This is a genomic window from Streptomyces sp. NPDC045899, assembly GCF_056431485.1.
The window spans coordinates 401,709-425,259 of sequence record NZ_JBWKKP010000001.1; the positions used below are offsets into that span (position 1 = coordinate 401,709).

Sequence of the window (23,551 nt, forward strand, 5' to 3'; positions counted from 1 at the left end):
CTCCGCACCACCTCGTCCGCACCACCTCACCCACATCACGTCCCACCAGCGGGGACGGTCTGAAGCCTCAGGAGGACGGGACAGCCATGCCTTCTTTCGACACCCCCGAACCGATTTCCGTGAACGCCCACGTGGGCGCCGGTTCCATCCGATTCACCGCGAGCGACCGCCCCGACACCGTCGTCGAGGTACGGCCCGGCAGCCCGTCGCGGGACAAGGACGTACGGGCCGCCGAACAGACCGACGTCATGTACACCGGCGGTGTTCTGACCATCAGGACGAAGGAGCGCCGTCTCATCGGGCCCACCGGCGCCGTCGATGTGTCGGTCGAGCTGCCCGCGGGCTCGCGCGTCGATCTGACCGGCTCCTGGACCCATGTCCGCGGCGAGGGCCGGCTCGGCGAGGCCCAGATGAAGACCTCGGGTGGTGATGTCCGCCTCGACACGACCGGACCGCTGAAGCTGACCGCGTCCCACAGCTCGATCACCGTGGACCGGGTCGAGGGTACGGCCGAGATCACCACCAGCTCCGGGAGCCTGCGCGTCGGCCTCGTCGACGGCCCCGCCGTCCTGAAGAACTCCCACGGCAACACGACCGTCGGCGTCGCGACCGGTGAGCTGCGGGCGCGCGGCGCCCACGGCGACATCGACATCGCCCGCGCCGAGAGCTCGGTCACCGCCACCACCGCCCACGGAACCCTGCGGGTGGCCGAAGTCGCCTCCGGCGCGGTCCAGTTGCAGACCTCCTACGGGTCCATCGAGATCGGCGTACGCGAGGGCACCGCCGCCTGGCTCGACGTCAGCTGCGAGCGCGGACAGGTGCGCAACACCCTCACCGGCTCCGCCCCACCGGAGAAGACCGATGACACCGTCGAGGTCCGGGCCCGGACCCGCTGGGGAAACATCGACGTGCGTCGCGCCTGATCCCACCCGTCCCGACCCGTCCCGAGAAGAGAGCGGAACAGACATGCCCGCCATGCCTGCTGGACCTTCCACGACCGTGTCCGGCGTGACCGCGTCCGCCCCGGCCGCTTCCCCACCGGCCATCGCCGCGGCCGGACTCACCAAGTCCTACGGGGACACGGTGGTGCTCGACGGCATCGACCTGCACATCCCCGAAGGCACCGTCTTCGCCCTGCTCGGCCCGAACGGCGCGGGCAAGACCACGACGGTGCAGATCCTGTCCACCCTCATCGCCGCCGACGCGGGTGAGGCGCGGATCGCGGGCCATGACCTGGTCCGCGACGCCGGCGCCGTACGCGCCGCGATCGGGGTCACCGGGCAGTTCTCGGCGGTGGACAACCTGCTGACCGCCGAGGAGAACCTGATGCTCATGGCGGATCTGCACCATCTCGACCGCCGCGAGGGCCGCCGCCGCTCCGCCGGACTGCTGCGCCGCTTCGACCTGACCGAGGCGGCCGCCAAGCCCGTCGTCACCTACTCGGGCGGGATGCGGCGGAAGCTGGACCTCGCGATGACCCTGGTCGGCGATCCACGGGTGGTCTTCCTCGACGAGCCGACCACCGGTCTCGACCCGCGCAGCCGCCGCACCATGTGGGAGATCATCCGCGACCTGGTGACCCGCGACGGCGTCACCATCTTCCTCACCACGCAGTACCTGGAGGAGGCGGACCAACTCGCCGACCGCATCGCCCTCCTGGACCACGGCACACTGGTCGCCGAGGGCACCGCGGAGGAGCTGAAGCGGCGCATCCCCGGCGGTCACCTCCGGGTGCGGTTCGCCGATCCGGACCGGCTCGACGCGGCGGCCGCGCTCTTCGGCGCCGTCACCCGCGACCCCGAGTCGCTCACCCTCCGGATCCCCAGCGACGGCAGCATCCCCACCCTGCGCGCGGTCCTCGACGTACTGGAGGGCGCCGGCATCGTGGCCGAGTCGCTGACCATGCACACCCCCGACCTCGACGATGTCTTCCTCACCCTGACCGGTCGCCCCCGTCCGGGCGACGCGGCCGGTGCCGTTCCCGGGAGCGCCCGATGACCTCACCGTCCTACGCGATCAGCGACTCCATGACGATGCTGCGGCGCAATCTCAAGCACGCGCTGCGCTATCCGTCCCTGACGGTCACGGTCGTGGTGATGCCCGTGATGATGCTGCTGCTCTTCAACTACGCCTTCGGCTCGGCGCTGGGCACCGGTATCGAGGGGATGCCCACCGGCGGCGACGACTACATCGACTACGTGGCGCCCGGCATCATCCTCATGGCCGCGACCTCCGGGGCCCTGGTCACGGCCATCAGTGTCTGCGTCGACGTGACCGAGGGCATCGTCAACCGCTTTCGCACGATGGCCATCTCCCGGGCGTCGTTCCTCACCGGTCATGTGCTCGGCAGTGTCATCCAGACCACGATCAGCCTGGTGTTCGTGGTGGCCATCGCGCTCCTCGTCGGCTTCCGCCCGAACGCCACACCCCTGGAGTGGCTCGGGGCCGCCGGTCTGCTGATCCTGCTCACGCTCGCCCTCACCTGGCTCTCCGCCGGGATCGGCCTCGTCGCCAAGAGCCCGGAGACCGCGAGCAACATCCCGATGCCACTCCAGTTCCTCCCCTTCATCGGCAGCGCCATCGTGCCGCCGGAGTCCATGCCCACCGGACTGCGCTGGTTCGCCGAGTACCAGCCCTTCACCCCGCTCATCGAGACCCTGCGCGGGCTGCTGATGGGCACGGAGATCGGCAGCAGCGGCTACATCGCGCTGGCCTGGTGCCTCGGTCTCACCCTCGTCGGCTACCTCTGGGCGCGCACCACCTTCAACCGCGGCATCCGCCGCTAGGCGGTGTCCTGCGGAAGGGGCGTCCTCACCTCGGTGAGGGCGCCCTCACCACACCGGCGGCCCGGGCGGCGGTCAGCCACTGCGGGAACTCCGCCAGCAGCTTGTCGTACAGCCCCTCGTCGGTCAGCGACCTCGGTGACGCCCCGGCGGCGAAGAACCCCGCGTTGTCCACCACGCGCCGGTCCGGCACCGGCAACTCGTCGAGTCTGCGCAGGAAGCGGAACTCGTCATGGCCGAAGCCGATGAACTGCCAGAAGATCGGCAACCGCGCGGCCGTGCACAGCACATGCTCCGCGGCCGTCTTGGACGTCGGCGAGCCGTCGGTCTGGAAGACGACGAACGCCGGGTCCCGCGCCCCCGACGCCTCGTAGTGGTCGATCACCGCCTGCATGGCCACGTGGTAGTTGGTCCGGCCCATATGCCCCATCGTGTCGTGCAGCGGAGTGATCCGGTCCTGGTAGGCGTCGAGGCTGATCTCGGCGGTGCCGTCGACACCGGTGGAGAAGAACACCACCGGCACCACCCCGTCGTCATCGAGGTTCGCCGCGAGCGCGAGCGTCTGCTCCGCCAGGTGCTGCACCGACCCGTCCCGGTAGTACGGCCGCATGCTCCCCGACCGGTCCAGCACCAGGTACACGGCGGCCCGTTGCCCGTCGACCCGGTTCTTCGCCAGTGACACCGCGGCCGACTCGTACAGACCGACCAGCCCGGGCGCCCGCGCGGCGACCTTCTCCGGACTCACCCCGGCGGCCCGGACGTCCGGCTCCGTCCCGGCGGGCTCGGGCCCAGGTCGCTTGCGGTAGTCGATTCGCGGGCGCTTGCGATAGTCGATGGCCATACGCAGAGAGTGTGCACCCGCCGGGCGCGGCGTGTCCCCCTCCCACCGGAACCACGTCGCGAACGCCCCGGGCCATCGCCGCGATCGCCACCGCAGCGATGGCGGGCTCGACCCTGCTGCCCGTGGGACCGGTGAGCGCGAGGAACGGCGATGCGCAGCCGCCCCCGCCGCGTCACGCCGTGCGGGCGCGAGGTCTGGAGAAGCGCCGCATACAGGGGCTCTCCACACCCCGGTACAGCGACCACGCGGCCAGCACGACCAGCGGAAGCGCCAGGGGGAATATCGCGACGGGATGCCATTCCCGGTCTCTGAGGGGCATGACCACCAGCGCCAGGATCATGCCGTGGACGAGATACATGGCGTACGAGATCTCGCCGAGGAAAACCGCGGGTGAGGTGCGCAGCAGCGACGGCCTGCCCTGTCGGTCCAGCTCCACCGTCGCGTGGACGAGCAGGACGATCGGGACCACGGTCGCGGCCGCGTAGGTGCAGGTCTGTGGCAGGTAGCTGCTGCCGAAGACGATGACGCCGATGACACTCAGCCCCGCCGCGAAGGCGCCGATCCGGGGCAGCCGGATGCCGGTGATGGCGATACGAGCCGTCATCATGCCGAGGGCGAATTCCGGCAGCCGCGCGAGGGGCAGCAGATACACGGACCAGAAGCTGAAGAACGCCGTGCCGTCGGGACCCACGATGAGCGCGCAGATCACCGGCCAGGTCCAGGTGAGGGCGATGGCCGTACCGGCGCCGAGGAGCAGACCGCGGCGCGACAGCCGGTTGATCAGGGGCAGGAGCAAGGGGAAGAGGAGATAGAAGAACATCTCCGCGGCCAGGGACCAGGAGGGTGGATTCCCCGCCAGTACGAAACGCTCACCGGGAATCCAGGTGTTGACCAGGACCAGGTTGGACAGGTGCGCCGCGATCCCGGTCGCACTCGTGGTCGCCGCCGTACTGGTGATGACCAGGGCGGTCACGACCACACACCAGGTGACGACGTGATTGGGGAAGATCTTGGCGACGCGTCGGCGCAGGAACGCCCGGGTGGTGTCGGTCGCGCGGGCGGAATGGGTGAGCACGTAGCCGCTCAGTATGAAGAAGAGCGACACCGCACTCGCGCCCACCCACACTTCGGGCCGCAGTTCTTCCTCGGCATGAGGGTTCATCAGCAGGAAGCTGTGGGTGTAGACGACGCCTCCGGCGGCGACGAAGCGCAGACCGGTCAGCGAGGGCAGGTGCTGGGCGGGCGAGCCCGTGCCGTCTTCGCGGGCGCTGCCCACGGCACCACGGCGGGACGGCGGTTGGAGCATATGGCGCATATGAGACCTCCCACCGATGGGCACCGGGCCCGACGCCGCCGGTCACCCGGAATCGGCATGGCTGTCCGACCGTGGCCGTGCGGAGCTGGGCGGCCCATCACGCGGATAGCCACGATTGACCCACCGCCGCGCGCCACGGCATAGCGAGGGAGAGGACACTTCACCCGAATGGCCTATGGCGCGCCGACGTGACGGCCCCGGCGTACGCGGAGCCCGTGGTTCTGGGCCCTTGTTGCCCCGGCCGGAAAACCCAGGTCCTCAGTCCGCCGGATCGGGCGGCCACGGGCCCGGTTCGGGCAACGCACCGACGCTCGAGCGGAGTTCGGCGTCGAGGTCACGGCCCGCCATCCAGGCCGCGAGGTCACGTACCGCCCCGGTGACCTCCACCGCGCTTCCCGTACCCCAGGTCTCCGTGAACGCGTGATCGGTGGCGCGCAGGACCAGCCGCGTCCCGGCGGGGGCGCGGGGTGCCAGGAACTCCAGTGCGTGCAGGGCGAAGTCCAGTGGCCAGTCGCGGGGCCGGTAGCCGACCGCGAGGTCGACGGCGTGGATCTCCGCCTCCCGCCACCGCGCCAGCGCGGTGTCCAGCACGGTGGCGTGGCGGAACCGTACCGGGCGACTCCAGTCCGCGGGCGTCAGCCCGCGCCACACGTCCTCCAGATCCCGCTGGGCCAGCTCCAGTTCATCGCGCAGCCGTACCGAAGGCAGGGCCGCGCCCCGTTCGATGGACAGGTCACGGCCGCTCTGCCCCCCGTCGTACAGCTCGATCAGCTCGCCGCTCAGCGCACTCCGCGCCTGCCGTGCGAAGGCATGGGCGTTGTCCGCGAGGTGTTTGAGGACATGACCGCGGGTCCACCCCGGCAGAGCGGAGTCCGCGTTCTTCAGCCGGTCATCGAGCCCGTCGAGCAGTTCCAGCACCCGGGTGTGGGCTCGCGAGACGCGGGACACCAGTGCGTCAGGAGCCATGGAGAAGTTGACCACTGTCGCAGCGTAGACCGTCCGCGCAGGACGAAGCCGATGTCATCCGCGGATGCCGAAGGCCCCCAGCCATGATCGGCTGGGGGCCTTCGTGCTGGTGGGCGCAGACGGGTTCGAACCGCCGACATCTGCCTTGTAAGGGCAGCGCTCTACCGCTGAGCTATGCGCCCCGGAGGAGAGGTCAGCCTACCGTGTCCGCTGGGCGGCCCCGCAATCCCCGTTTCCGGGGCGGTACGGGCGTACCGCGACCCGCCCGTCCGACGCGAACCGCCCGGCCCCCTGTGCACGTCAGTGACGGGTGGGAGAATGACATCCGGGCCCACGGGCGATCCATGGCGATCCCACGGGCGATCCATTGGGAGAGGGAAGTGGCGGCGACACCTGGTGGCGGGGGCGGGCGGCGTTGGTTCGGGGGGCGTGGGGAGAGTCAGCGGGCCGAGGCACAGGCCGCCAGGGACGCGGCCGCGGCCGCGTTCTACGAGCTGGACACCGCCCAGCGCGATCTGCGGATCTCGATAGAGACGATCACGGCGGTGGACGACTCCCCCGCCGCCCGCCGCACCGCTGCCGACTTCGCCGCGCTCGGACAGCGGATCGACCAGGTCAGCCATGACTACATCACCGCGGTCGACGCCCATGACCTCGACCGGGACGACCTCGACGGGGCCACCGCCGGCCGTGCGCGGATGGATCTGACCCGGGCCAGGGACGAGCTGCTGCGCACCAAGGCCGAGCTCGACCGGTTCGCGCAGGGGCTCGGCCCGCAGTTGCAGCAGGCCGAGACGCAGCTGGCGCGGCTGGCGCCCGCCGTGGAGCGGGCGCGGCAGGCGCTGCTCGCCGCCACCAACGCGCTGGACGCGGTGCGGGCCTCCGGGCTGCGGGCGGACGATCTCGCGGCGCGGCTGGCCGCCCTGTCCCCCGAGCTGACCAAGCTCAACCAGGGGGCCGGGCAGCACGGTGTGCAGGACACCATCCGGCGCGCGGACGATGTGCTGCGCAAGGCCGAGGCCGTCCGGGGCGAGGCCGAGCGGCTGCCGGAGCGGGCCGCCGAGATCGACCGGCGGCTGGTGTCGCTGCGGACCCGTGCCCAGGCGATCACCACCCGGGCCGCCGGGGTCGAGCCCGTCCTCAGTGAGCTGCGCCGTCGCTACAGCGCCGCCTGCTGGCAGGACCTCCAGCCCGTCCCCGCGCAGGCCGAGCGGGACGTCGCCCGGGCCGAGGCGAAGCTCAAGGAGGCGCAGACGGCCCGCGAGGAGCAGCGCTGGCCGGACGCCACCGCGCTGCTCACGACCGTACGGGCCCTGCTGAACACCACCGACGACGCGGTCTCCGCCGCCGGTGACCGGCTGCGACGGCTGGACGAAGTGTCCTTCGACCACCAGAAGGAGGTCGAGCGCACCCGTTTCGCCATCCGTGACGCCCAGCGGCTGGCCATGGCCGGGCGCAGCACCCCGGACCCGCGCCATGCGCGCCCGCTGGACGACGCGGTGGGGCGGCTGGAGCGCGCCGTCGCGGGGCTGGAGGGTCGGCACCCGGACTGGTGGCACTTTCTCTCCGAGACCGCGGCGGTGCGGCAGACCGTCGGCCGGGTTGTGCAGGAGATCCGTGACGAGCGCGGCGGCCATTGAGCACTCCCGGTTCACCGCCCTGACCTGGCCTTCGCTGGCTATGCTCCTGCCATGCCTCGCTATGAGTACCGCTGCCGCTCCTGCGGCACCACCTTCGAGCTGAACCGGCCGATGGCCGAGTCCGGCGCACCCGCGTCCTGCCCCGCGGGACATGACGACACCGTGAAGCTGCTGTCCACCGTGGCCGTCACCGGCACCGCCGGTGCCTCCGGCGCGGCCGCCGCGCCGCCGCGGCCCCAGGGCGGCGGCGGGGGCGGCTGCTGCGGAGGTGGCTGCTGCGGTTGAGGGGATCCGGCCGGGGGCGGATCCTGGGAAGTACCTGCGTACCCGCACGGGTGCGGTACGGCCCGCGGGTACGGCCCCGGCGTACGGTCCGGACGGCGCCGCCGGGGTCCGGCGAAGCGAAGGAGGCCGCAGATGGCTACGGGCCGCCCCTCCCCCATCGGAGCGCACCCCGCGGGAATCGCGCGGCACTTCCCCGAGCGGATCGGTGGGCACACCACACTCGACGAGCACCTGCCCGTCGATCACGGGCTCAGCAAGGTCTACCGCGTCGGCGCCGGGCTCACCGGGCTCGTCCTGGTCGCCTTCGGCATCCTCGGTCTGATCGACAAGATCGGTTTCTTCGCCACCGGTGACAACACCGTCGCCGGGCTCAACACCAACGGCGCGCTGAGCGTGCTGTCCATCGCCATCGGTGTGCTGCTCTTCGTGGGCATGGTCATCGGCGGCAACTTCGCCTCGACGCTCAACATCGTGCTCGGCGTCCTCTTCCTGCTGAGCGGATTCGTCAATCTCGCCCTGCTGGAGCGGGAGTTCAACCCCCTGGCCTTCCGCCTCCAGAACGTGCTGTTCAGCTTTGTGGTGGGGCTGATGCTGATGTGGTTCGGCATGTATGGGCGGGTCAGCAGCAAGCTGCCGCACGACAACCCGTACTGGCGGGCCCGCCACCCCGATCTGGCCGAACGCGAGGACCGGGCGCGCGCGTCCGGCACCACCACCCGGCACCGTGCCGTCGAGCGCGGCGCGGGAGGGACGGCGAAAGGCGAGGAACGGGACGAACGGGCCGGTCAGCCGCCCGGTAAATGGGGCAAGCTGGACCAGCCCGCCGAGTCCGGAGGCGAGCGGAGGCAGGCGGCCGGGGACGACGGCGGATCACCTGAGCGCGCATCCCGCGAGAGCGGGTCCCGCGGCGATCAACCGCCCGGCAAGTGGGGCGCCATGGACCGGCCCGACGACCGGTCCGGAGATCCTTCCGCCGGGGACCACCGCCGCCCCCGGCGCCGGCTCCGCGGCCGGTTCAGCCGCGGCGACGGGCCAGCGTGAGTCCGTCCGCGACCGTCAGCATGATCGATTCCATCCGGTCGTCCGCGGCCACGTGCTCGTTGAACACCTTGATCGCGGCGCCGCTGCCGGTCGCCGCCGGATCGGTGACGTCCCCGTTGAAGAAGACGTTGTCCGCGACGATCACCCCGCCGGGGTTCAGCCGCGGCACCAGCTCCTCCCAGTAGTCGATGTAGCTGGCCTTGTCCGCGTCCAGGTAGGCGAGGTCGATATGCGGTTCGGCGGGCATCGCCCTCAGCGTCTCCAGCGCGGGCGCGATCCGCAGGTCGATGCGGTCGGCCACGCCCGCCTTCGCCCACGCCTCCCGCCCGTACGCGGTCCACTCCTCGGAGACGTCACACGCGATCAGCCTGCCGCCCTCGGGCAGCGCCTGCGCCATCGCCAGCGCGGAGAAGCCGGTGAAGGTGCCGACCTCGACGATGTGGCGGGCACCGGTCAGCCGGACCAGGAAGGCCAGCAGCGGGCCCTGCTCCTCGGCCGACTGCATCCCGGCGTACTGGGGGAGCCGGGTGTGCGTGACCTCGACCAGCTCCCGCTGGACGGGGTCGAGCTGCGGATTGTGCCGCAGCATGTACTCGTACAGCTCGGGTGTGATCGGAGTGCTCTTGCTCTCGGCCACGGATCCCCCTTCATCTCTGCGCTCGACTGCCCGCATGGGCGCGGGACGGCCAGGTCACGGCGACTGTAACCCGAGCCGACGGGGGATTCGAGTGTGTTCGGGATCGCGGCGGCGCCCCTTCGGTCCGCACCCGGGCCCGGCCCCGGCCGACGCCGGACAGGCGGCGGACCAGGGCCGGTTGGACCTCGACGCAGGACGCGACCGCGGCTGGTCAGCCCCGGCCGCGGGAGACCGCGCGGATGACCTCGCTGCGCGCCCGTGCCCAGGTGACCGACGCACGCTCGGACAGGGCGCGGATGATGGCCTCGCCCGCCGCGACACCGCGCTCCTCGAGCGCGGTCACCTCCGGCGCGGTCCAGTCGGCGTCGGCCAGTTCTCCGTGGCCCGGCCGCCAGCCGCGGTCGGCGGCCAGCAGCAGATCGGTGTCGAGCAGCGAGTCACCGGCGGCAAGCACCTCGTCCGCCCCGGTACGGCGCTTGATCTCGGCCACCGCCGCGCTCTTGGTGAGCGGCTTCGGCACCGCGTAGAGCTTGCGGCCCTGGAGCGAGACGGTCCAGCCGCGCGCCTCCGCCCACTCCGTCAGCTCCGTGACGTACTCGGCGGGCAGCCGGTCCCGTTCGACCACGAGATAGGCGAACAGATCGTCCGCCACCCGCTCCTTGAGCAGCCACGCGGGGTCGGCGGTGGCGCCGAGGTGGGCGGTGACCTCGGCGAGCGGGGCGCATTCGCCGTCCAGGCGGGCGCGCACACCGCTGTGCCACTCGGGGTCGGCTTCGCCGTCGACCAGCAGATGGCCGCCGTTGGCACAGATCGCGAAGCGGGACGGCGGGCCGGGGAGCCGGATCCGGCGGTACTGCTCGGGGGTGCGGGTGGTCGTCGGTACGAAGACGGAGGTGCGCGCCAGTTCGGCGAGCAGCCCGGCCGCGGTCTCCGTCATGTACGACAGCGGACGGCCCTCGTACACCTCGACGCACAACAGCCGCGGGGCCTCGGGGTCCGGTACGTCCAGGCCGAGCGCCGCCGCCGAGTAGATCAGGGTGCGGTCGAGGTCACTCGCCACCACAACACTCATCCTGCGTCCGCCGTTCTGCTCTCGACCATGTTCTCGTCTGATGAATTATTTTCAGCCATAGGGCTGTCGGAGACAGTCTGGCCGACCTCGCCGCCATCGGCTGTGACCTGGACCGCTTTTCCGTCCGCTCCGGTGGCTCCGCGGGTGTAGCGCGGGTGGATCAGCCCGACGCAGGTGTACGGCAGGTCGTCGGCCTCCTCCACCGGAACACCGCGCTGCTCGGCCAGCAGCCGTACGTGGTCCAGGTCCGCGCCCGCACCCCGCTTGGCGAGGATCTTCCACGGAACGCGGCGCAGCAGCACCCGAGTGGTCTCGCCGACGCCCGGTTTGACCAGGTTGACGTCGTGGATGCCGTATTCCTCGCTGATCCGCTCGACGGCGGCCCAGCCCTCCCAGGTCGGGGTGCGGTCCTCGGCGGCCAGCCGCTTGACGTCGGCCGCGACCTGTTCCGTCACCGCCTCGAAGTGGCCGCGGACGGTGTCCAGGAAGAGTCCGGACACATCGGATCCGGCCAGTTCGCGGTAGAACTTCGCACCGTGGAAGTCATCCGGTCCGACCAGGTCGGCGCGGAGCACGGTGCGCGAGATCAGCCCGGAGACGGTGGAGTTGAGACAGGCGGAGGGGATGAGGAAGTCGTCCCGGGTGCCGTAGGTCTCGACACAGCGGCCGGGGTCGGCGAGGACGGCGATCCGCGGGTCGATGTCCGGGTAGGGGGCCACCGCGTCCGCGAGCTCGCGGGTGATCGCTCCCTTACCGGTCCAGCCGTCGACGAACACGATGTCGGACGGGTCGTGATGGTCCGCCAGCCAGCGCAGCGCGGCGGTGTCGATACCGCGTCCGCGCACGATGGAGACGGCGTAGTGCGGCAGGTCGAGCCCGTGCGCGTGGCGCGCCCAGTGGCGCATCAGCACACCGACGGGCGTTCCGGCGCGGGCCAGCGAGACCAGCACCGGGCGCGGCGAGCGCTCGGCGAGCACGGTCTCGGTGACGGCGCCGACCGCACGCGCGATCCGGGCCGCGGAAGCGGTCAGCGCGCTGCGGAACAGCGCCTGGTACGCCTCGCTGGGCTGGTACTCCTGCGGCAGCGACTCGGCGTAGTGCGCGCCGCCGCTCTGGATCGCCTCCTCGCGCTCCTCGGTGGGGGCCTCCAGCGTGACGTGCGAGAAGTCCTGGAGCAGCCAGCCGACGTCCTCGGGGGCGTAGGAGGAGAAATCGGGTCCGCGCAGGGGCTCGGGCGGGGCTTGCGGCATACGGGGGGCCTGTCGTTCGGTGCGGGTGACGGGGGGTGGCGAGGGGGGCCCGGCGGCGGAGGCGGCGGGGACGTACGACGGGACGACGGCGAGCAGCACCCGGTCGGTGTGCGGCGCCAGCCGGGCGAGCAGTCCGCCGGGGGCGTGCAGCGCGGGGGTGTCGGCGGCCGAGTCGACCACGGCGACGACCGCGTCGAAGCGGCGCGCGGGGTCACCGCCGGGCGCCACGTTGTACGCGAAGCGCGGGCCGGGGCCGTCGGCCGGATCGTCATGGGCGGGGAACGCGATCCGGGTGCGGATGGCGTAGCCGGGGTCGTCGACGGGGAGCACGGGCGACCGCGTGGTCGTCGAGTAGCGCACCTCGGCCCCCTCGAGCGCGTCGTCCAGCGCCTCGGCCAGCCGCAGCGGCGCGTACATCAACTCCTCGAAGCCGAGGACGAGAACGCGGGCCCGGGCGCCGTCCGCCGGCACCGGCAGCTCGGTGGCCAGCCGCGCCGCCATCTCCGGCAGCGCCGTCTCCAGCCGGATGCGGTGGGCGGGGGTGAAGCCGTGGCGGCCGCCGTCGGGCAGCCCCTCGGGCCAGGCCAGTTCGACCCGCGGGACGGCGGGCGGGGTGAACTCCCCGGCGAGTTCAGGCTCATCGGCGGAGCTGGGCTCATCGGCGGACCCGTCGGCGGGCTCGTGCGCGGCCACCAGTTGCCGGCCGCGCTCCAGAACGCCCTCGGGGAGGTGGACCGTGCCCGTCGCCGCGGCGATCAGGTCCACCCGGGCGCCGAGTTCGGCCGTGAACGCGTCCAGCCGGGCGCGGTCCTCGGCCGAGCGCATATCGACCAGGGCGACCACCACGTAGTGCTCGCGGGGGAAACGCCGGTGCAGGGCGGCGATGGTGTTGAGCACGGTACGGCCGGTGGAGAACTCGTCGTCGACCAGGACGAGCGGACCGTCGCCGCCCAGCAGCCCGGGGTCCTCCGGCAGCAGCAGATGGGAGGTGGCGTGGCTGTGCTCCTCCTCGAAACCGCCGACCGTCGCGACACCGTCGACCGGGCGGCGGGTGGAGTGCAGGTACGGCGCGAGGGCGAGACCGTCCGCGACGCTGTGGCCGAGGCCGGTGGCCGTCTCGGCGTACCCGAGCACCACCGAGCGCGCCGCGGCCTCGTCGCCCAGCAGCTCCCGGACCCGGTGGCCGAGTGCCACGCCCGCGCCGTGGACCGCGGCCGGCCGCTGCGGGACATGCTTGCCGAGCACGTTCGACACCAGCAGATGGGCGCGCTTGGGGTTGCGCCGCAGCGCGAGTCCCAGCAACCCGGTCAGCTCCGCACCACCGTCGAGCCGAACCCCCAGCCGGTCCGCGACCCACTGTCCCGACCACACCACGCCGTACGCCTCGTCTCTCTCGCTCATTCCGCTCATGCTCAGAAGGTCTCAGGCCGTCCGCACGCTCGCCGACAGCAGCTCCACGAAGCTCACGTGCTCGCGGGCGACGCCGAACACCTCGGCGCGCAGCATGGTGCGCTCGGCCCAGGCGCGGTGCGGCTTCACCTCGTTCATCTTGTTGGTGTACGAGGAGCGCAGCACCCCGCCCCCGTACCGCTCGGGCTCCAGGATGTCCGCCGCGTCGCTGAACTCCTCGTGGCTGACGACGGAGAGCGCGTGCACCGGGGCGACATGGGTGGGGTGGATACAGGTCTTGCCCATCAGGCCGTTCGCCCGGTCCAGTTCGATCTCGCGCAGCAGACCGTCCATGTCGTGCTCGATGAGCGCGGTGCGCAGCGCCTCCGCGCGGCCGCTGAAGGGGCTCAGGCGCAGCTGCGGTTTGAACATCCGCTCATGCTGTTTGAAGTACTCCCACACCGGTCCGGTGACGGTGAAGCCGGTGCCGTCGGCCCGGCCCAGCATGTTCACCACGTCCCCGATCACGGAGGCGATCATCTGGACGTCGTAGGCGGTCATATCGGGAGCCCGGCGCAGCGCGTACGTGGAGCACAGATCGGTGACGCCGAGCCGCAGTGCCAGCACCCGGTCCCGGTACTTGTCGACGATCCGGCCGATACCGCTGAGGGTTTCGGTGCGGGTCTCCCGGTGCATCAGCTCGGGGGATTCCAGGACCGGCATCGCGAAGAGCCGCCGTCCGCCGAGAGCGGCCGTGGCCTCGGCGGTCTCGGCGGAGATCAGTGCTTCGAGGAAGGCGGCGCCGCGTTCCTCGGTGAACTTCGGCAGTACGAATCCGGACAGCAGCCGGACGGTCGGCCCCAGCCTCCGGACCAGGTCGACGATCTGCTCCGGGGTGCGGACGCGGATGAACAGCAGCGGCAGGGCGGATTCCGCACCGCGTGCGGCGAGTGCGCCGAGCTGCTGCACGAGGTTCTCCTCGGCGCCGGTGACCTCGGCGTCATGGATGGAGTCCTCCAGGCAGAGCACCATGGACACCACACCGCGACCTGCCTGTTTGACGATGTCATCGGCGAGGCGGGGCCGGGTGGCGGGCGAGTACAGGGTGGCACCGAGGGCGACCGCCAGGGTTCTGGCGGGCGAGGCCACGGTGAATTCACCGGGCTCCCGGTGAAAGAGGCCCGACCGTACCTCATCCGGCAGGTGTCCAAAATGCCTCATGTATCTCCCCGTGCTACCAGTACCCGGTGCGGGCCGTGGCGACCCCCGACTGGCCGATAATCGTACGTGCGGGGAAGGGTCAAAAGTTCCCCAAGACCGTGAAAATCGCGTAACTCATCGGGGTCGGATTCATGTCCGTTCCGGTCCCCGGCCGGTTCCGCGCCCCCGCGCACCGGACGCGCACCGCCCCCGCCCCCGTACCCTGCGTTGTCCCGGGGCAGTCCGGGAGGGCAGGATTGCGGTCATGACGCACGCGATGCTGAAGGGATCGAACATCCCGCTCGAGACCACGGTGATACGGGCGGTGCTGCGCTGGACCCCCGGCACCGATGTACCCGATGTCGACGCCTCGGCACTCCTGCTGGCCGGGGACGACCGCGTGCGTTCGGACGAGGACTTCGTCTTCTACAACCAGCCGCGCCACCCCTCGGGCCTGGTCCGCCACCTGCCGAAGAAGCGGGTGCAGGACGGGCTGACCGACACCATCGAGGCCGAGCTGGGCGGTCTGGAGTCCGGGGTGCACCGGGTGGTGCTGGCCGCGTCCGCGGACGGCGGCCCGTTCGGGCGGGTGCGGGATCTGAGCCTGCTGCTGTACGACGCCACGGCCGCGGCGGACGCGGATCCGATCGCCGTCTTCGAGGTGCAGCCGGAGACGGGCGCGGAGACCGCGCTGATCTGCGGGGAGCTGTACCGGCGGAAGGACACCTGGAAGTTCCGCGCACTGGGCCAGGGCTATGAGTCCGGTCTGGTGGGCCTGGCCACCGAGTACGGCATCTCGGTGGACGACGGTGAGGGCGGGGGCGCGGCGTCCGCGCGGGAGAAGCCGGACGGGCCGGAGAGCGCCACCGAGCCCCCGTCGGCGTCCACCACCCCGCCACCGCCGTCCTCCGCGCCGACCCCGCCGCCGTCCTCGCCCACCCCGTCGCAGGCCGAGACCCAGGCGCTGCCGCCACAGGTGCCCGCGCCCGGGACCGGGTACGGCTTTCCGCCGCCGCAGCCCCAGCCGCGCCCCCAGGGGCCGACGCCGGACCCGTGGGACCCACAGCGGATGCCCCCGGCAGCGGCGCAGGGCGACGGCTACGGCCATGTGCCGCCCCAGCCCTCGTCACCGCCTCCGCCGCCCCCGGGCTATCCGGCCCCGGGACAGCAGCCCTACGCCCAGCCGTCGTACGGCTACCCGCAGCCACCCGCGTACGGCTATCCGCAGCAGATGCAGCCCACCGGGGCGGTACCGCCCCCGCCGCCACTGCCCGCGCCGGTGCCGGACCCCAACTTCACGCTGCCGCCGCAGGGGCCGCAGTTCCAGAACCGCTAGCGCGGCGGGCGCGGGGCCGCAGGGCCGGATCCCGGTCCCTCGGACCTAGACCTTGGCCTTGTAGCCCCGGCCCCACTGGAGCCCCCAGCCGTACAGCCGGTCCAGCTCCGCCTGGAAGCCGTAGACGTACTTCACCTCGCGGCGCACCAGCATCTCGCCCTTGACGTTCTCGATCATGACCACGGCGCAGGAGCGGGCCTGCGGGGCCCGCTCATGGAGGGCGATCTCCACCCGGGGGCCATTGCTCGGGTAGAGCGTCACCATGCCGTGGGTGCGGTCGAAGGCGGGGGTGCCGTCGTAGATGTAGACGAACACCAGCAGCCGCTTGATGTCGTCCTTGTGGTCCATGTTGATGTAGATCGTCTCGCCGGAGCCCGAGCCGAACCGGTCGTCCCCGCTGAGCTTGACGTACGGCGGCTCGTTGAGATTGCCGAAGAAGTTGCCGAGCGGCTGGACCACACCCTTGGTGCCGCTCTTCAGCTCGTACATCACCGCCAGGTCGAGGTCCACGTTGACCATCGCGGGGCCCTGGGCCTGGACCACCTGCGGCTTGAACATCCGCAGCGGATGGCGCAGCGAGCCGCGGCCGGACTCGTTGAAGTCCGAGGTCCGCATCTGCCAGGAGAGGTTGATCCGGAGGTTGCCGCTGGCGGCGCCCTGTTTGGTCAGGGAGATCATGGAGTGCCGTTTGGTCAGCTCGACCACTCCGGACGCGTCACCGCTGTCGAACTCGCGCCACGCGGCCCGCCCCCAGTTGCTCCAGAACGCCATCGTGCACACCCCCACCCTTCATGGCTCCCGCCTGCGTGAACTGCCGCGGGGCGGCCGGGAGCTGAAACTCTCGGCCGCCCCGCTCAGAGCGTTCCTCAAACGCCCCCCGGTCACACTCCGGAGGAGACTTCCGTCTGTTCCCCGCTTCCCTCGCCCTCGGTCTCCCGGCGGTTGCGGACCACCGAGGACCAGTACGAGGCACCGATCAGCAACACACCCACCGAGCCGGTGATGACCTCGTTGATCTCGAACTTGATGGTGGCCAGCAGGATGAGGGCCAGCGCGCCGATGGCGTAGTGCGCGCCGTGCTCCAGGTAGACGTACTCGTCCAGGGTGCCCTTGCGGACCAGGTAGACGGTCAGGGACCGGATGTACATCGCGCCGATACCCAGACCCAGCGCCATCTCGAAGATGTCGTTGGTGATGGCGAAGGCGCCGATGACCCCGTCGAAGGAGAAGGACGCGTCGATGACCTCGAGGTAGAGGAACATGAAGAACGCGGCCTTGCCGGCCAGGCCCACCACGGTGGGTCCACCGCGCTGCCCGCCGTTCCCGGCGGCCACGGCCTTCTCGTCGCCCTCGTTCTCCTCCTCGTCGTCCTCCTCGTCCTCCTCGAGCTTGTCCTCGAAGTAGCCGGAGATACCGCCGACGATCAGATAGGTGAGCACACCGGCGACACCGGCGAGCAGCACCGTGGCGCTCTTGTCACCGCCCCCGTGGGCGACATCGGTGGCCACGGTGGTCGCGGTGACCAGCAGGACGGCCAGCGCGACCACGATCGAGAACGTGTCCAGCTTGCCCAGCTTGGCCAGCGGCCGCTCCAGCCAGGACAGCCACTTGATGTCCCGGTCCTCGAAGACGAAGTCGAGGAAGATCATCAGCAGGAACATCCCGCCGAAGGCGGCGATCGACGGATGGGCCGCCGTCACCAGGTGTTCGTACTTTTCCTTGTCGTTGATCGCAAGGTCGATGGCCTCGATGGGCCCGAGCTTCGCGGTGACGGCGACGATCAACACCGGGAAGACGAGCCGCATACCGAAGACGGCGATCAGAATGCCGACGGTCAGGAAGAGCTTCTGCCAGAAGGCATTCATCTTGCGAAGAATGCCCGCATTGATGACCGCGTTGTCGAAAGAGACCGAAATCTCCAGGATAGAGAGCATCCCGACGATCGCGAGCCCCTTCCACCCCCAGAGGACGCCGGCCAAGGCCAGACCACCCGCCGTTACGGCGAACGACCAACCAAAGGTTTTGAGGAGCACAGGCAACCCGATCCTTCTTCGTAAGGTCTCCCCCGCGCGCTGTACGCGGCTTTACGAAACGTTGACCCCGAAGTCTAGAGCGATGCCGCGCAGTCCCGACGCGTACCCCTGACCCACGGCCCTGAACTTCCACTCGCCCCCGTAGCGATAGACCTCACCGAAGATCATCGCGGTCTCGCCGGAGGCGTCCTCGGACAGGTCATAGCGGGCCAGCTCCTGGCCGTCGGCCTGGTTCACCACTCGGATGAAGGCATTGCTGACCTGCCCGAACGTCTGACGCCTGGCATCGGCGTCATGGATGGACACGGGGAAGACGATCTTGTCGACCTGCGGCGGCACCGCGGAGAGATCGAGCAGCAGGGACTCGTCGTCACCCTCGCCCTCACCGGTGAGGTTGTCACCGGTGTGTTCGACGGAGCCCTCGGGGCTCTTGAGGTTGTTGTAGAAGACGAAGTACTCATCGCCGAGCACCCGCCCGTTCTGGCACAGCAGCGCGCTGGCATCGAGGTCGAACGGCGCTCCGGTGGTGGAGCGCGCATCCCATCCCAGACCGACGAGCACCTGTGTGAGGTCCGGCGCGGCCTTCGAGAGGGAGACATTGCCTCCCTTGGCGAGCGTGACGCCCATGATCCTGGTTCCTCCCCGGGTGTTGCGTGCGCTGAGCGCGTCCGGCGCCGCACTCCTGCCAGGTACAGGGATGCGGCGCCGGAACGCGGTGGTACCGCCGTGGGCCGCGTGTGTGCCCACCGGTGGTGCGCACACGCGGCCCACGGAGGGCCGTGGCGACGGTCAGACGTTGACGCCGAAGTCCTGCGCGATACCGCGCAGCCCCGAGGCGTACCCCTGGCCGATGGCGCGGAACTTCCACTCCGCCCCGTTCCGGTACAGCTCGCCGAAGACCATGGCGGTCTCGGTCGAGGCGTCCTCGGACAGGTCGTAGCGGGCCAGCTCCTGGTTGTCGGCCTGGTTCACGACGCGGATGAACGCGTTGCGCACCTGGCCGAAGCTCTGCTGGCGGGACTCGGCGTCGTAGATGGACACCGGGAACACGATCTTGGCGACGTCGGCCGGGACACCGGCCAGGTTCACCTTGATCTGCTCGTCGTCGCCCTCGCCCTCACCGGTGATGTTGTCACCGGTGTGCTCGACGGAGCCGTCGGGGCTCTTGAGGTTGTTGAAGAACACGAAGTTCTGGTCGTTGGCGACCTTGCCCTCGGGGTTCGTCAGCAGGGCGCTGGCGTCGAGGTCGAAGTCGGTGCCCGTGGTGGTGCGGGCGTCCCAGCCCAGACCGACGATGACCGCGGTCAGGTTCGGGGCTTCCTTGGTCAGCGAGACGTTGCCGCCCTTGCTGAGGCTGACTCCCACGAGTCCTCCCAAAAAAGGTTCGTCAGGAGCACTGCGTGCCCCCTCATGGTGGATGCGGATACCTTCGGTGAGCCTTGCGGAACCCGTAAGGATCAACGCGTCGATCCTAGTGAGCGGTTCCCGGCGGCCACAGGGTTTCGCGGCGCGCGGACGCGCCCGCGGCTCAGAGGGCTTCCAGGGCCTTCACGTAGTCGTTCAGGTCCCGGGCGTCGGGCAGACCGTTGACCACGGTCCAGCGCACCACGCCCTCCTTGTCGATCACGAATGTGCCGCGCACCGCGCAGCCCTTCTCCTCGTCGAAGACGCCGTAGGCGCGGCTGGCCTCGCCGTGCGGCCAGAAGTCCGACAGCAGCGGATACTCCAGACCCTCCTGCTCGGCGAAGACGCGCAGGCTGAAGGGCGCGTCATTGGAGACCGCGAGGAGCTGCACATCGTCGTTGACGAAGGTCGGCAGCTCATCGCGGAGGGCGCACAGCTCGCCGGTGCACACGCCGGTGAAGGCGAACGGGTAGAAGAGGAGCACGACGTTCTTCTCGCCGCGGAAGTCGGAGAGCCTGACCGTCTCTCCGTGCTGGCTCTTCAGCTCGAAGTCGGGGGCCTTGGAACCGACCTCTATCGCCATGGGATGTCCCTTCGCTCTCTCGCTCATGTGATCACGTGCGTGGCGTCCACCCTACGCGCCGAGCCCCCCTCCGAAAGCGAACGGAGGGGGGCTCGGACGTGTGGTTTCCCGGGTCTCAGCGCTTGCTGGCGCGGGCGGCCTTCGGGGTGACCAGGCGGCTGCCGGTCCAGTCCTTGCCCGCGCTGAAGCTCTTCGTCTGGGAGAGGCCCGCGGTGGTCGCGGCCTCGTTGATGTCACTCGGCTCGACATAGCCGTCGCGGCCGGTCTTGGGCGTGAAGAGCCACACCGGGGCGCCGTCGTCGATCATCTGGAGGGCGTCCACCAGCGCGTCCGTCAGATCGCCGTCGTCCTCTCGGAACCACAGCACCACGGCGTCGGCCACGTCGTCGTACTCCTCGTCGACGAGCTCCTGGCCGGTGGTCTCCTCGATGGCCTCGCGGAGCTCCTGGTCGACATCGTCGTCGTAGCCGATCTCCTGGACCACCTGCTCGGGCTGGAAACCCAGCCTCGCGGCCAGGTTGGTCTGCTCCTCCGCGTGGTCCGCGGTCGCGCTCACGGATTGCCTCCTGTCATCTTTCATTCACTCTTCGGATCGGGTGACCCCGCGCGCGTACGCGAGGGTTCATGGGGCGTAGTCCACACGGGCCGGGCGGATCGCGCAAGTACCCGGCCAGCGATCCCGCCCAAACGTTGACGTCTCGCCGCAACTCCCATCAGGGAAGAGCGGCGCGAACCAGCGGGAAGCCATGCAGATTGCCCCATTATGTCCGGCTTACGTATGTGTATCGCCACCTTACGCCGCCCGGAGCCGAACGGTCGTACGCAGATCCCCTCCGTCGTGGGCGTAAGGTTGCGATTTGGCCGTCACACCCGACCGGCCCGCAGCGCCCATCTCGCCTGGTGGCGGTTACCAACCAGTAGAGATGACGTATCCCGTACCCGAGGTACACGATGGAGACCGGCGCGACCCCTAGAGCACGAATCCATGTCCGTGCACAGCACGACCGAAAAGCGAAGGAATAGCGTGGCTTCCGGATCCGATCGCAACCCGATCATCATTGGCGGCCTTCCCAGCCAGGTCCCGGACTTCGATCCCGAGGAAACCCAGGAATGGCTCGACTCGCTCGACGCAGCCGTCGATGAGCGTGGCCGGGAACGTGCCCGCTACCTGATGCTTCGCCTGATCGAGCGCGCCCGCGAGAAGCGGGTGGCCGTGCCCGAGATGCGCAGCACGGACTACATCAACACCATCGCCACCAAGAACGAGCCGTTCTTCCCGGGCAACGAGGAGATCGAGCGCAAGATCCTCAACGCCACCCGCTGGAACGCGGCGGTGATGGTCTCCCGGGCGCAGCGCCCCGGTATCGGGGTCGGTGGCCATATCGCCACCTTCGCCTCCTCCGCCTCGCTGTACGACGTGGGCTTCAACCACTTCTTCCGCGGCAAGGACAACGACAGCGGCGACCAGATCTTCTTCCAGGGGCACGCCTCCCCCGGTATCTACGCCCGCGCCTTCCTGCTGGACCGCCTGAGCGAAGCACATCTGGACGGTTTCCGTCAGGAGAAGTCCAAGGCCGGTCACGCCCTGTCCAGCTACCCGCATCCGCGGTCGATGCCGGACTTCTGGGAGTTCCCGACCGTCTCCATGGGTCTGGGCCCGCTGGGCGCGATCTACCAGGCCCGGATGAACCGCTATATGCAGTCGCGCGGTATCGCCGACACCTCCGGCTCCCATGTCTGGGCGTTCCTCGGCGACGGCGAGATGGACGAGCCGGAGTCGCTCGGCCAGCTCTCGCTGGCCGCCCGTGAGGGTCTGGACAACCTGACCTTCGTGGTCAACTGCAACCTCCAGCGGCTCGACGGCCCGGTGCGCGGCAACGGCAAGATCATCCAGGAGCTGGAGTCGCAGTTCCGCGGCGCCGGCTGGAACGTGATCAAGCTGGTATGGGACCGCAGCTGGGACCCGCTGCTCGCCCAGGACCGCACCGGTCTGCTGATCAACAAGCTGAACACCACGCCGGACGGTCAGTTCCAGACCTACGCGACCGAGACCGGCGCCTATATCCGCGAGCACTTCTTCGGTGACGACCAGCGGCTGCGCTCGATGGTCGAGCACATGACCGACGACCAGATCCTGCACCTGGGCCGTGGCGGTCACGACCACCGGAAGATCTACGCGGCCTACGCGGCGGCCAAGGCCCACAAGGGCCAGCCGACCGTGATCCTGGCCCAGACGGTCAAGGGCTGGACGCTCGGTCCGAACTTCGAGGGCCGCAACGCGACCCACCAGATGAAGAAGCTGACCGTCGACGACCTCAAGGGCTTCCGCGACCGGCTGCACCTGCCGATCCCGGACAAGGAGCTGGAGTCCGGCCTGCCGCCGTACTACCACCCGGGCCGGGACTCCGAGGAGATCCAGTACATGCACGACCGCCGCAAGGCGCTGGGCGGCTACGCGCCGACCCGGGTCGTGCGCGCGAAGCCGCTGGCGCTGCCGGGCGACAAGACGTACGCCGCGGTGAGGAAGGGCTCCGGCCAGCAGTCGATCGCCACCACCATGGCGTTCGTCCGGCTGCTGAAGGACCTGATGCGGGACAAGGAGATCGGCAAGCGCTTCGTGCCGATCGCGCCGGACGAGTACCGCACCTTCGGCATGGACTCGCTCTTCCCCTCGGCGAAGATCTACAACCCGCTGGGCCAGACCTATGAGTCGGTCGACCGTGAGCTGCTGCTCGCGTACAAGGAGTCGCCGACCGGGCAGATGCTGCACGACGGCATCTCCGAGGCGGGCTGTACGGCCTCGCTGATCGCGGCGGGCTCGGCCTACGCCACCCATGGCGAGCCGATGATCCCGGTCTATGTCTTCTACTCGATGTTCGGCTTCCAGCGCACGGGCGACCAGTTCTGGCAGATGGCCGACCAGCTCGCGCGTGGATTCGTTCTGGGCGCGACCGCCGGTCGTACGACCCTGACCGGTGAGGGCCTTCAGCACGCCGACGGCCACTCCCAGCTGCTGGCCTCGACCAACCCCGCGGTCGTCGCGTACGACCCGGCGTTCGGCTTCGAGATCGCCCACATCGTGCAGGACGGTCTGCGCCGGATGTACGGCGAGAACAGTGAGGACGTCTTCTACTACCTCACCGTCTACAACGAGCCGATCCAGCACCCGGCCGAGCCTTCGGACGTGGACCGGGAGGGCATCCTCAAGGGCCTGTACCGCTACAAGCAGGGCGAGAAGGGCGCGCACGCGGCCCAGATCCTCGCCTCCGGTGTCGCGGTGCCGTGGGCGGTCGAGGCCCAGCGCATGCTGGCCGAGGACTGGGACGTCAAGGCGGACGTCTGGTCGGCGACCTCCTGGAACGAGCTGCGCCGTGACGCGGTGGAGGCCGAGGAGCACAACCTGCTCCACCCGGAGGAGGAGCAGCGCGTTCCGTACGTCACCCGGAAGCTGGCGGACACCGAGGGCCCGAAGGTGGCCGTCTCCGACTGGATGCGTGCCGTTCCGGACCAGATCGCGCGCTGGGTGCCGGGCACCTACCAGTCGCTGGGCGCCGACGGCTTCGGTTTCGCCGACACCCGGGGAGCGGCACGCCGCTTCTTCCACATCGACGCCGAGTCGATCGTGCTCGGGGTGCTCACGGAGCTGGCCAAGGAAGGCAAGGTCGACCGCTCGGCGCTGAAGCAGGCGATCGACCGCTACCAGCTGCTGGACGTGGCCGCGGCCGACCCCGGCCCGGCGGGCGGCGACGCGTAGCCGTCCCCTTCTGACGCGCTGC

General features: G+C 70.2%; 20 protein-coding genes, 1 tRNA gene and 1 pseudogene. 8 read left to right on the top strand and 14 right to left on the bottom strand.

Going from position 1 to position 23,551, the window contains the following annotated elements:
- Positions 1-86 precede the first annotated feature (86 nt).
- From AC07FT_RS01800 to AC07FT_RS01810, 3 genes are all read left to right on the top strand, one after another.
- Positions 87-923, top strand: a complete 837-nt coding sequence (locus tag AC07FT_RS01800) for a DUF4097 family beta strand repeat-containing protein (protein WP_479173145.1) — start codon at positions 87-89, stop codon at positions 921-923.
- An 85-nt stretch (positions 924-1,008) separates the two neighbouring features.
- Positions 1,009-1,998, top strand: a complete 990-nt coding sequence (locus AC07FT_RS01805) for an ATP-binding cassette domain-containing protein (protein WP_479173147.1) — start codon at positions 1,009-1,011, stop codon at positions 1,996-1,998.
- Positions 1,995-2,786: an ABC transporter permease gene (locus AC07FT_RS01810; protein WP_479173149.1), complete on the top strand. Its 792-nt coding sequence runs from the start codon at positions 1,995-1,997 to the stop codon at positions 2,784-2,786. The genes AC07FT_RS01805 and AC07FT_RS01810 overlap by 4 nt, the downstream gene beginning before the upstream one ends.
- A gap of 25 nt (positions 2,787-2,811) precedes the next feature.
- On the opposite strand, the gene AC07FT_RS01815 is transcribed toward AC07FT_RS01810, so the two are convergent.
- The 4 genes from AC07FT_RS01815 to AC07FT_RS01830 all read right to left on the bottom strand — a co-directional run bounded on the left by AC07FT_RS01815 (position 2,812) and on the right by AC07FT_RS01830 (position 6,087).
- Positions 2,812-3,624 (bottom strand): VWA domain-containing protein, encoded by an 813-nt coding sequence (locus AC07FT_RS01815; RefSeq protein WP_479173151.1) that lies wholly within the window; start codon positions 3,622-3,624, stop codon positions 2,812-2,814.
- A gap of 172 nt (positions 3,625-3,796) precedes the next feature.
- Entirely contained in the window at positions 3,797-4,939 is a 1,143-nt protein-coding gene (locus AC07FT_RS01820) for an acyltransferase family protein (RefSeq protein WP_479173153.1), read from the bottom strand.
- A gap of 258 nt (positions 4,940-5,197) precedes the next feature.
- Positions 5,198-5,920 carry a maleylpyruvate isomerase family mycothiol-dependent enzyme gene (locus AC07FT_RS01825; RefSeq protein WP_479173154.1) on the bottom strand — a complete coding sequence of 241 codons (723 nt, stop codon included), beginning with the start codon at positions 5,918-5,920 and terminating at the stop codon, positions 5,198-5,200.
- Positions 5,921-6,012: 92 nt separating this feature from the next.
- Positions 6,013-6,087 (bottom strand) — tRNA-Val (locus AC07FT_RS01830).
- A 198-nt stretch (positions 6,088-6,285) separates the two neighbouring features.
- Between AC07FT_RS01830 and AC07FT_RS01835 the strand changes: the two genes are divergently transcribed.
- The 3 genes and pseudogenes from AC07FT_RS01835 to AC07FT_RS01845 all read left to right on the top strand — a co-directional run.
- Positions 6,286-7,545 carry a hypothetical protein gene (locus tag AC07FT_RS01835; protein WP_479173156.1) on the top strand — a complete coding sequence of 420 codons (1,260 nt, stop codon included), beginning with the start codon at positions 6,286-6,288 and terminating at the stop codon, positions 7,543-7,545.
- A 51-nt stretch (positions 7,546-7,596) separates the two neighbouring features.
- On the top strand, positions 7,597-7,830 hold the full coding sequence (locus AC07FT_RS01840; protein ID WP_479173158.1) for an FmdB family zinc ribbon protein: 234 nt from the start codon (positions 7,597-7,599) through the stop codon (positions 7,828-7,830).
- 132 nt (positions 7,831-7,962) lie between these two features.
- Positions 7,963-8,628, top strand: a pseudogene (locus tag AC07FT_RS01845) (DUF4383 domain-containing protein); the annotation flags it as partial.
- A gap of 217 nt (positions 8,629-8,845) precedes the next feature.
- On the opposite strand, the gene AC07FT_RS01850 reads toward AC07FT_RS01845, so the two are convergent.
- From AC07FT_RS01850 to AC07FT_RS01865, 4 genes are all read right to left on the bottom strand, one after another.
- Positions 8,846-9,460, bottom strand: a complete 615-nt coding sequence (locus AC07FT_RS01850; protein WP_479173377.1) for an O-methyltransferase — start codon at positions 9,458-9,460, stop codon at positions 8,846-8,848.
- 259 nt (positions 9,461-9,719) lie between these two features.
- A complete protein-coding gene (locus AC07FT_RS01855) occupies positions 9,720-10,580 on the bottom strand; it encodes an HAD family hydrolase (protein ID WP_479173160.1) in 861 nt (286 codons plus the stop codon).
- The gene (locus AC07FT_RS01860) at positions 10,577-13,231 is read right to left on the bottom strand and encodes a phosphoribosyltransferase (RefSeq protein ID WP_479173162.1); all 2,655 of its coding nucleotides are present in this window, start codon (positions 13,229-13,231) and stop codon (positions 10,577-10,579) included. The genes AC07FT_RS01855 and AC07FT_RS01860 overlap by 4 nt, the downstream gene beginning before the upstream one ends.
- Positions 13,232-13,252: 21 nt before the next feature.
- A complete protein-coding gene (locus tag AC07FT_RS01865; protein ID WP_432588424.1) occupies positions 13,253-14,440 on the bottom strand; it encodes an HpcH/HpaI aldolase/citrate lyase family protein in 1,188 nt (395 codons plus the stop codon).
- A 244-nt stretch (positions 14,441-14,684) separates the two neighbouring features.
- On the opposite strand from AC07FT_RS01865, the gene AC07FT_RS01870 reads away from it, so the two are divergent.
- Positions 14,685-15,755, top strand: coding sequence for a TerD family protein (locus tag AC07FT_RS01870; protein ID WP_479173164.1), 1,071 nt, complete (start codon positions 14,685-14,687; stop codon positions 15,753-15,755).
- A 45-nt stretch (positions 15,756-15,800) separates the two neighbouring features.
- Here the strand turns inward: AC07FT_RS01870 and AC07FT_RS01875 are convergent, their stop codons facing one another.
- The 6 genes from AC07FT_RS01875 to AC07FT_RS01900 all read right to left on the bottom strand — a co-directional run bounded on the left by AC07FT_RS01875 (position 15,801) and on the right by AC07FT_RS01900 (position 20,331).
- On the bottom strand, positions 15,801-16,526 hold the full coding sequence (locus AC07FT_RS01875; protein WP_471194822.1) for a TerD family protein: 726 nt from the start codon (positions 16,524-16,526) through the stop codon (positions 15,801-15,803).
- A 110-nt stretch (positions 16,527-16,636) separates the two neighbouring features.
- Entirely contained in the window at positions 16,637-17,788 is a 1,152-nt protein-coding gene (locus AC07FT_RS01880) for a DUF475 domain-containing protein (protein WP_471194820.1), read from the bottom strand.
- A 51-nt stretch (positions 17,789-17,839) separates the two neighbouring features.
- A complete protein-coding gene (locus tag AC07FT_RS01885; RefSeq protein WP_479173167.1) occupies positions 17,840-18,415 on the bottom strand; it encodes a TerD family protein in 576 nt (191 codons plus the stop codon).
- Between the two features lie 162 nt (positions 18,416-18,577).
- Positions 18,578-19,153: a TerD family protein gene (locus tag AC07FT_RS01890; protein WP_254752212.1), complete on the bottom strand. Its 576-nt coding sequence runs from the start codon at positions 19,151-19,153 to the stop codon at positions 18,578-18,580.
- Between the two features lie 163 nt (positions 19,154-19,316).
- A complete protein-coding gene (locus AC07FT_RS01895) occupies positions 19,317-19,775 on the bottom strand; it encodes a peroxiredoxin (protein ID WP_254752214.1) in 459 nt (152 codons plus the stop codon).
- Positions 19,776-19,890: 115 nt separating this feature from the next.
- Positions 19,891-20,331 (bottom strand): DUF3052 domain-containing protein, encoded by a 441-nt coding sequence (locus AC07FT_RS01900; RefSeq protein ID WP_432035350.1) that lies wholly within the window; start codon positions 20,329-20,331, stop codon positions 19,891-19,893.
- 468 nt (positions 20,332-20,799) lie between these two features.
- On the opposite strand from AC07FT_RS01900, the gene aceE reads away from it, so the two are divergent.
- Positions 20,800-23,529 carry a pyruvate dehydrogenase (acetyl-transferring), homodimeric type gene (gene aceE / locus AC07FT_RS01905; RefSeq protein ID WP_479173170.1) on the top strand — a complete coding sequence of 910 codons (2,730 nt, stop codon included), beginning with the start codon at positions 20,800-20,802 and terminating at the stop codon, positions 23,527-23,529.
- Positions 23,530-23,551: the final 22 nt, after the last annotated feature.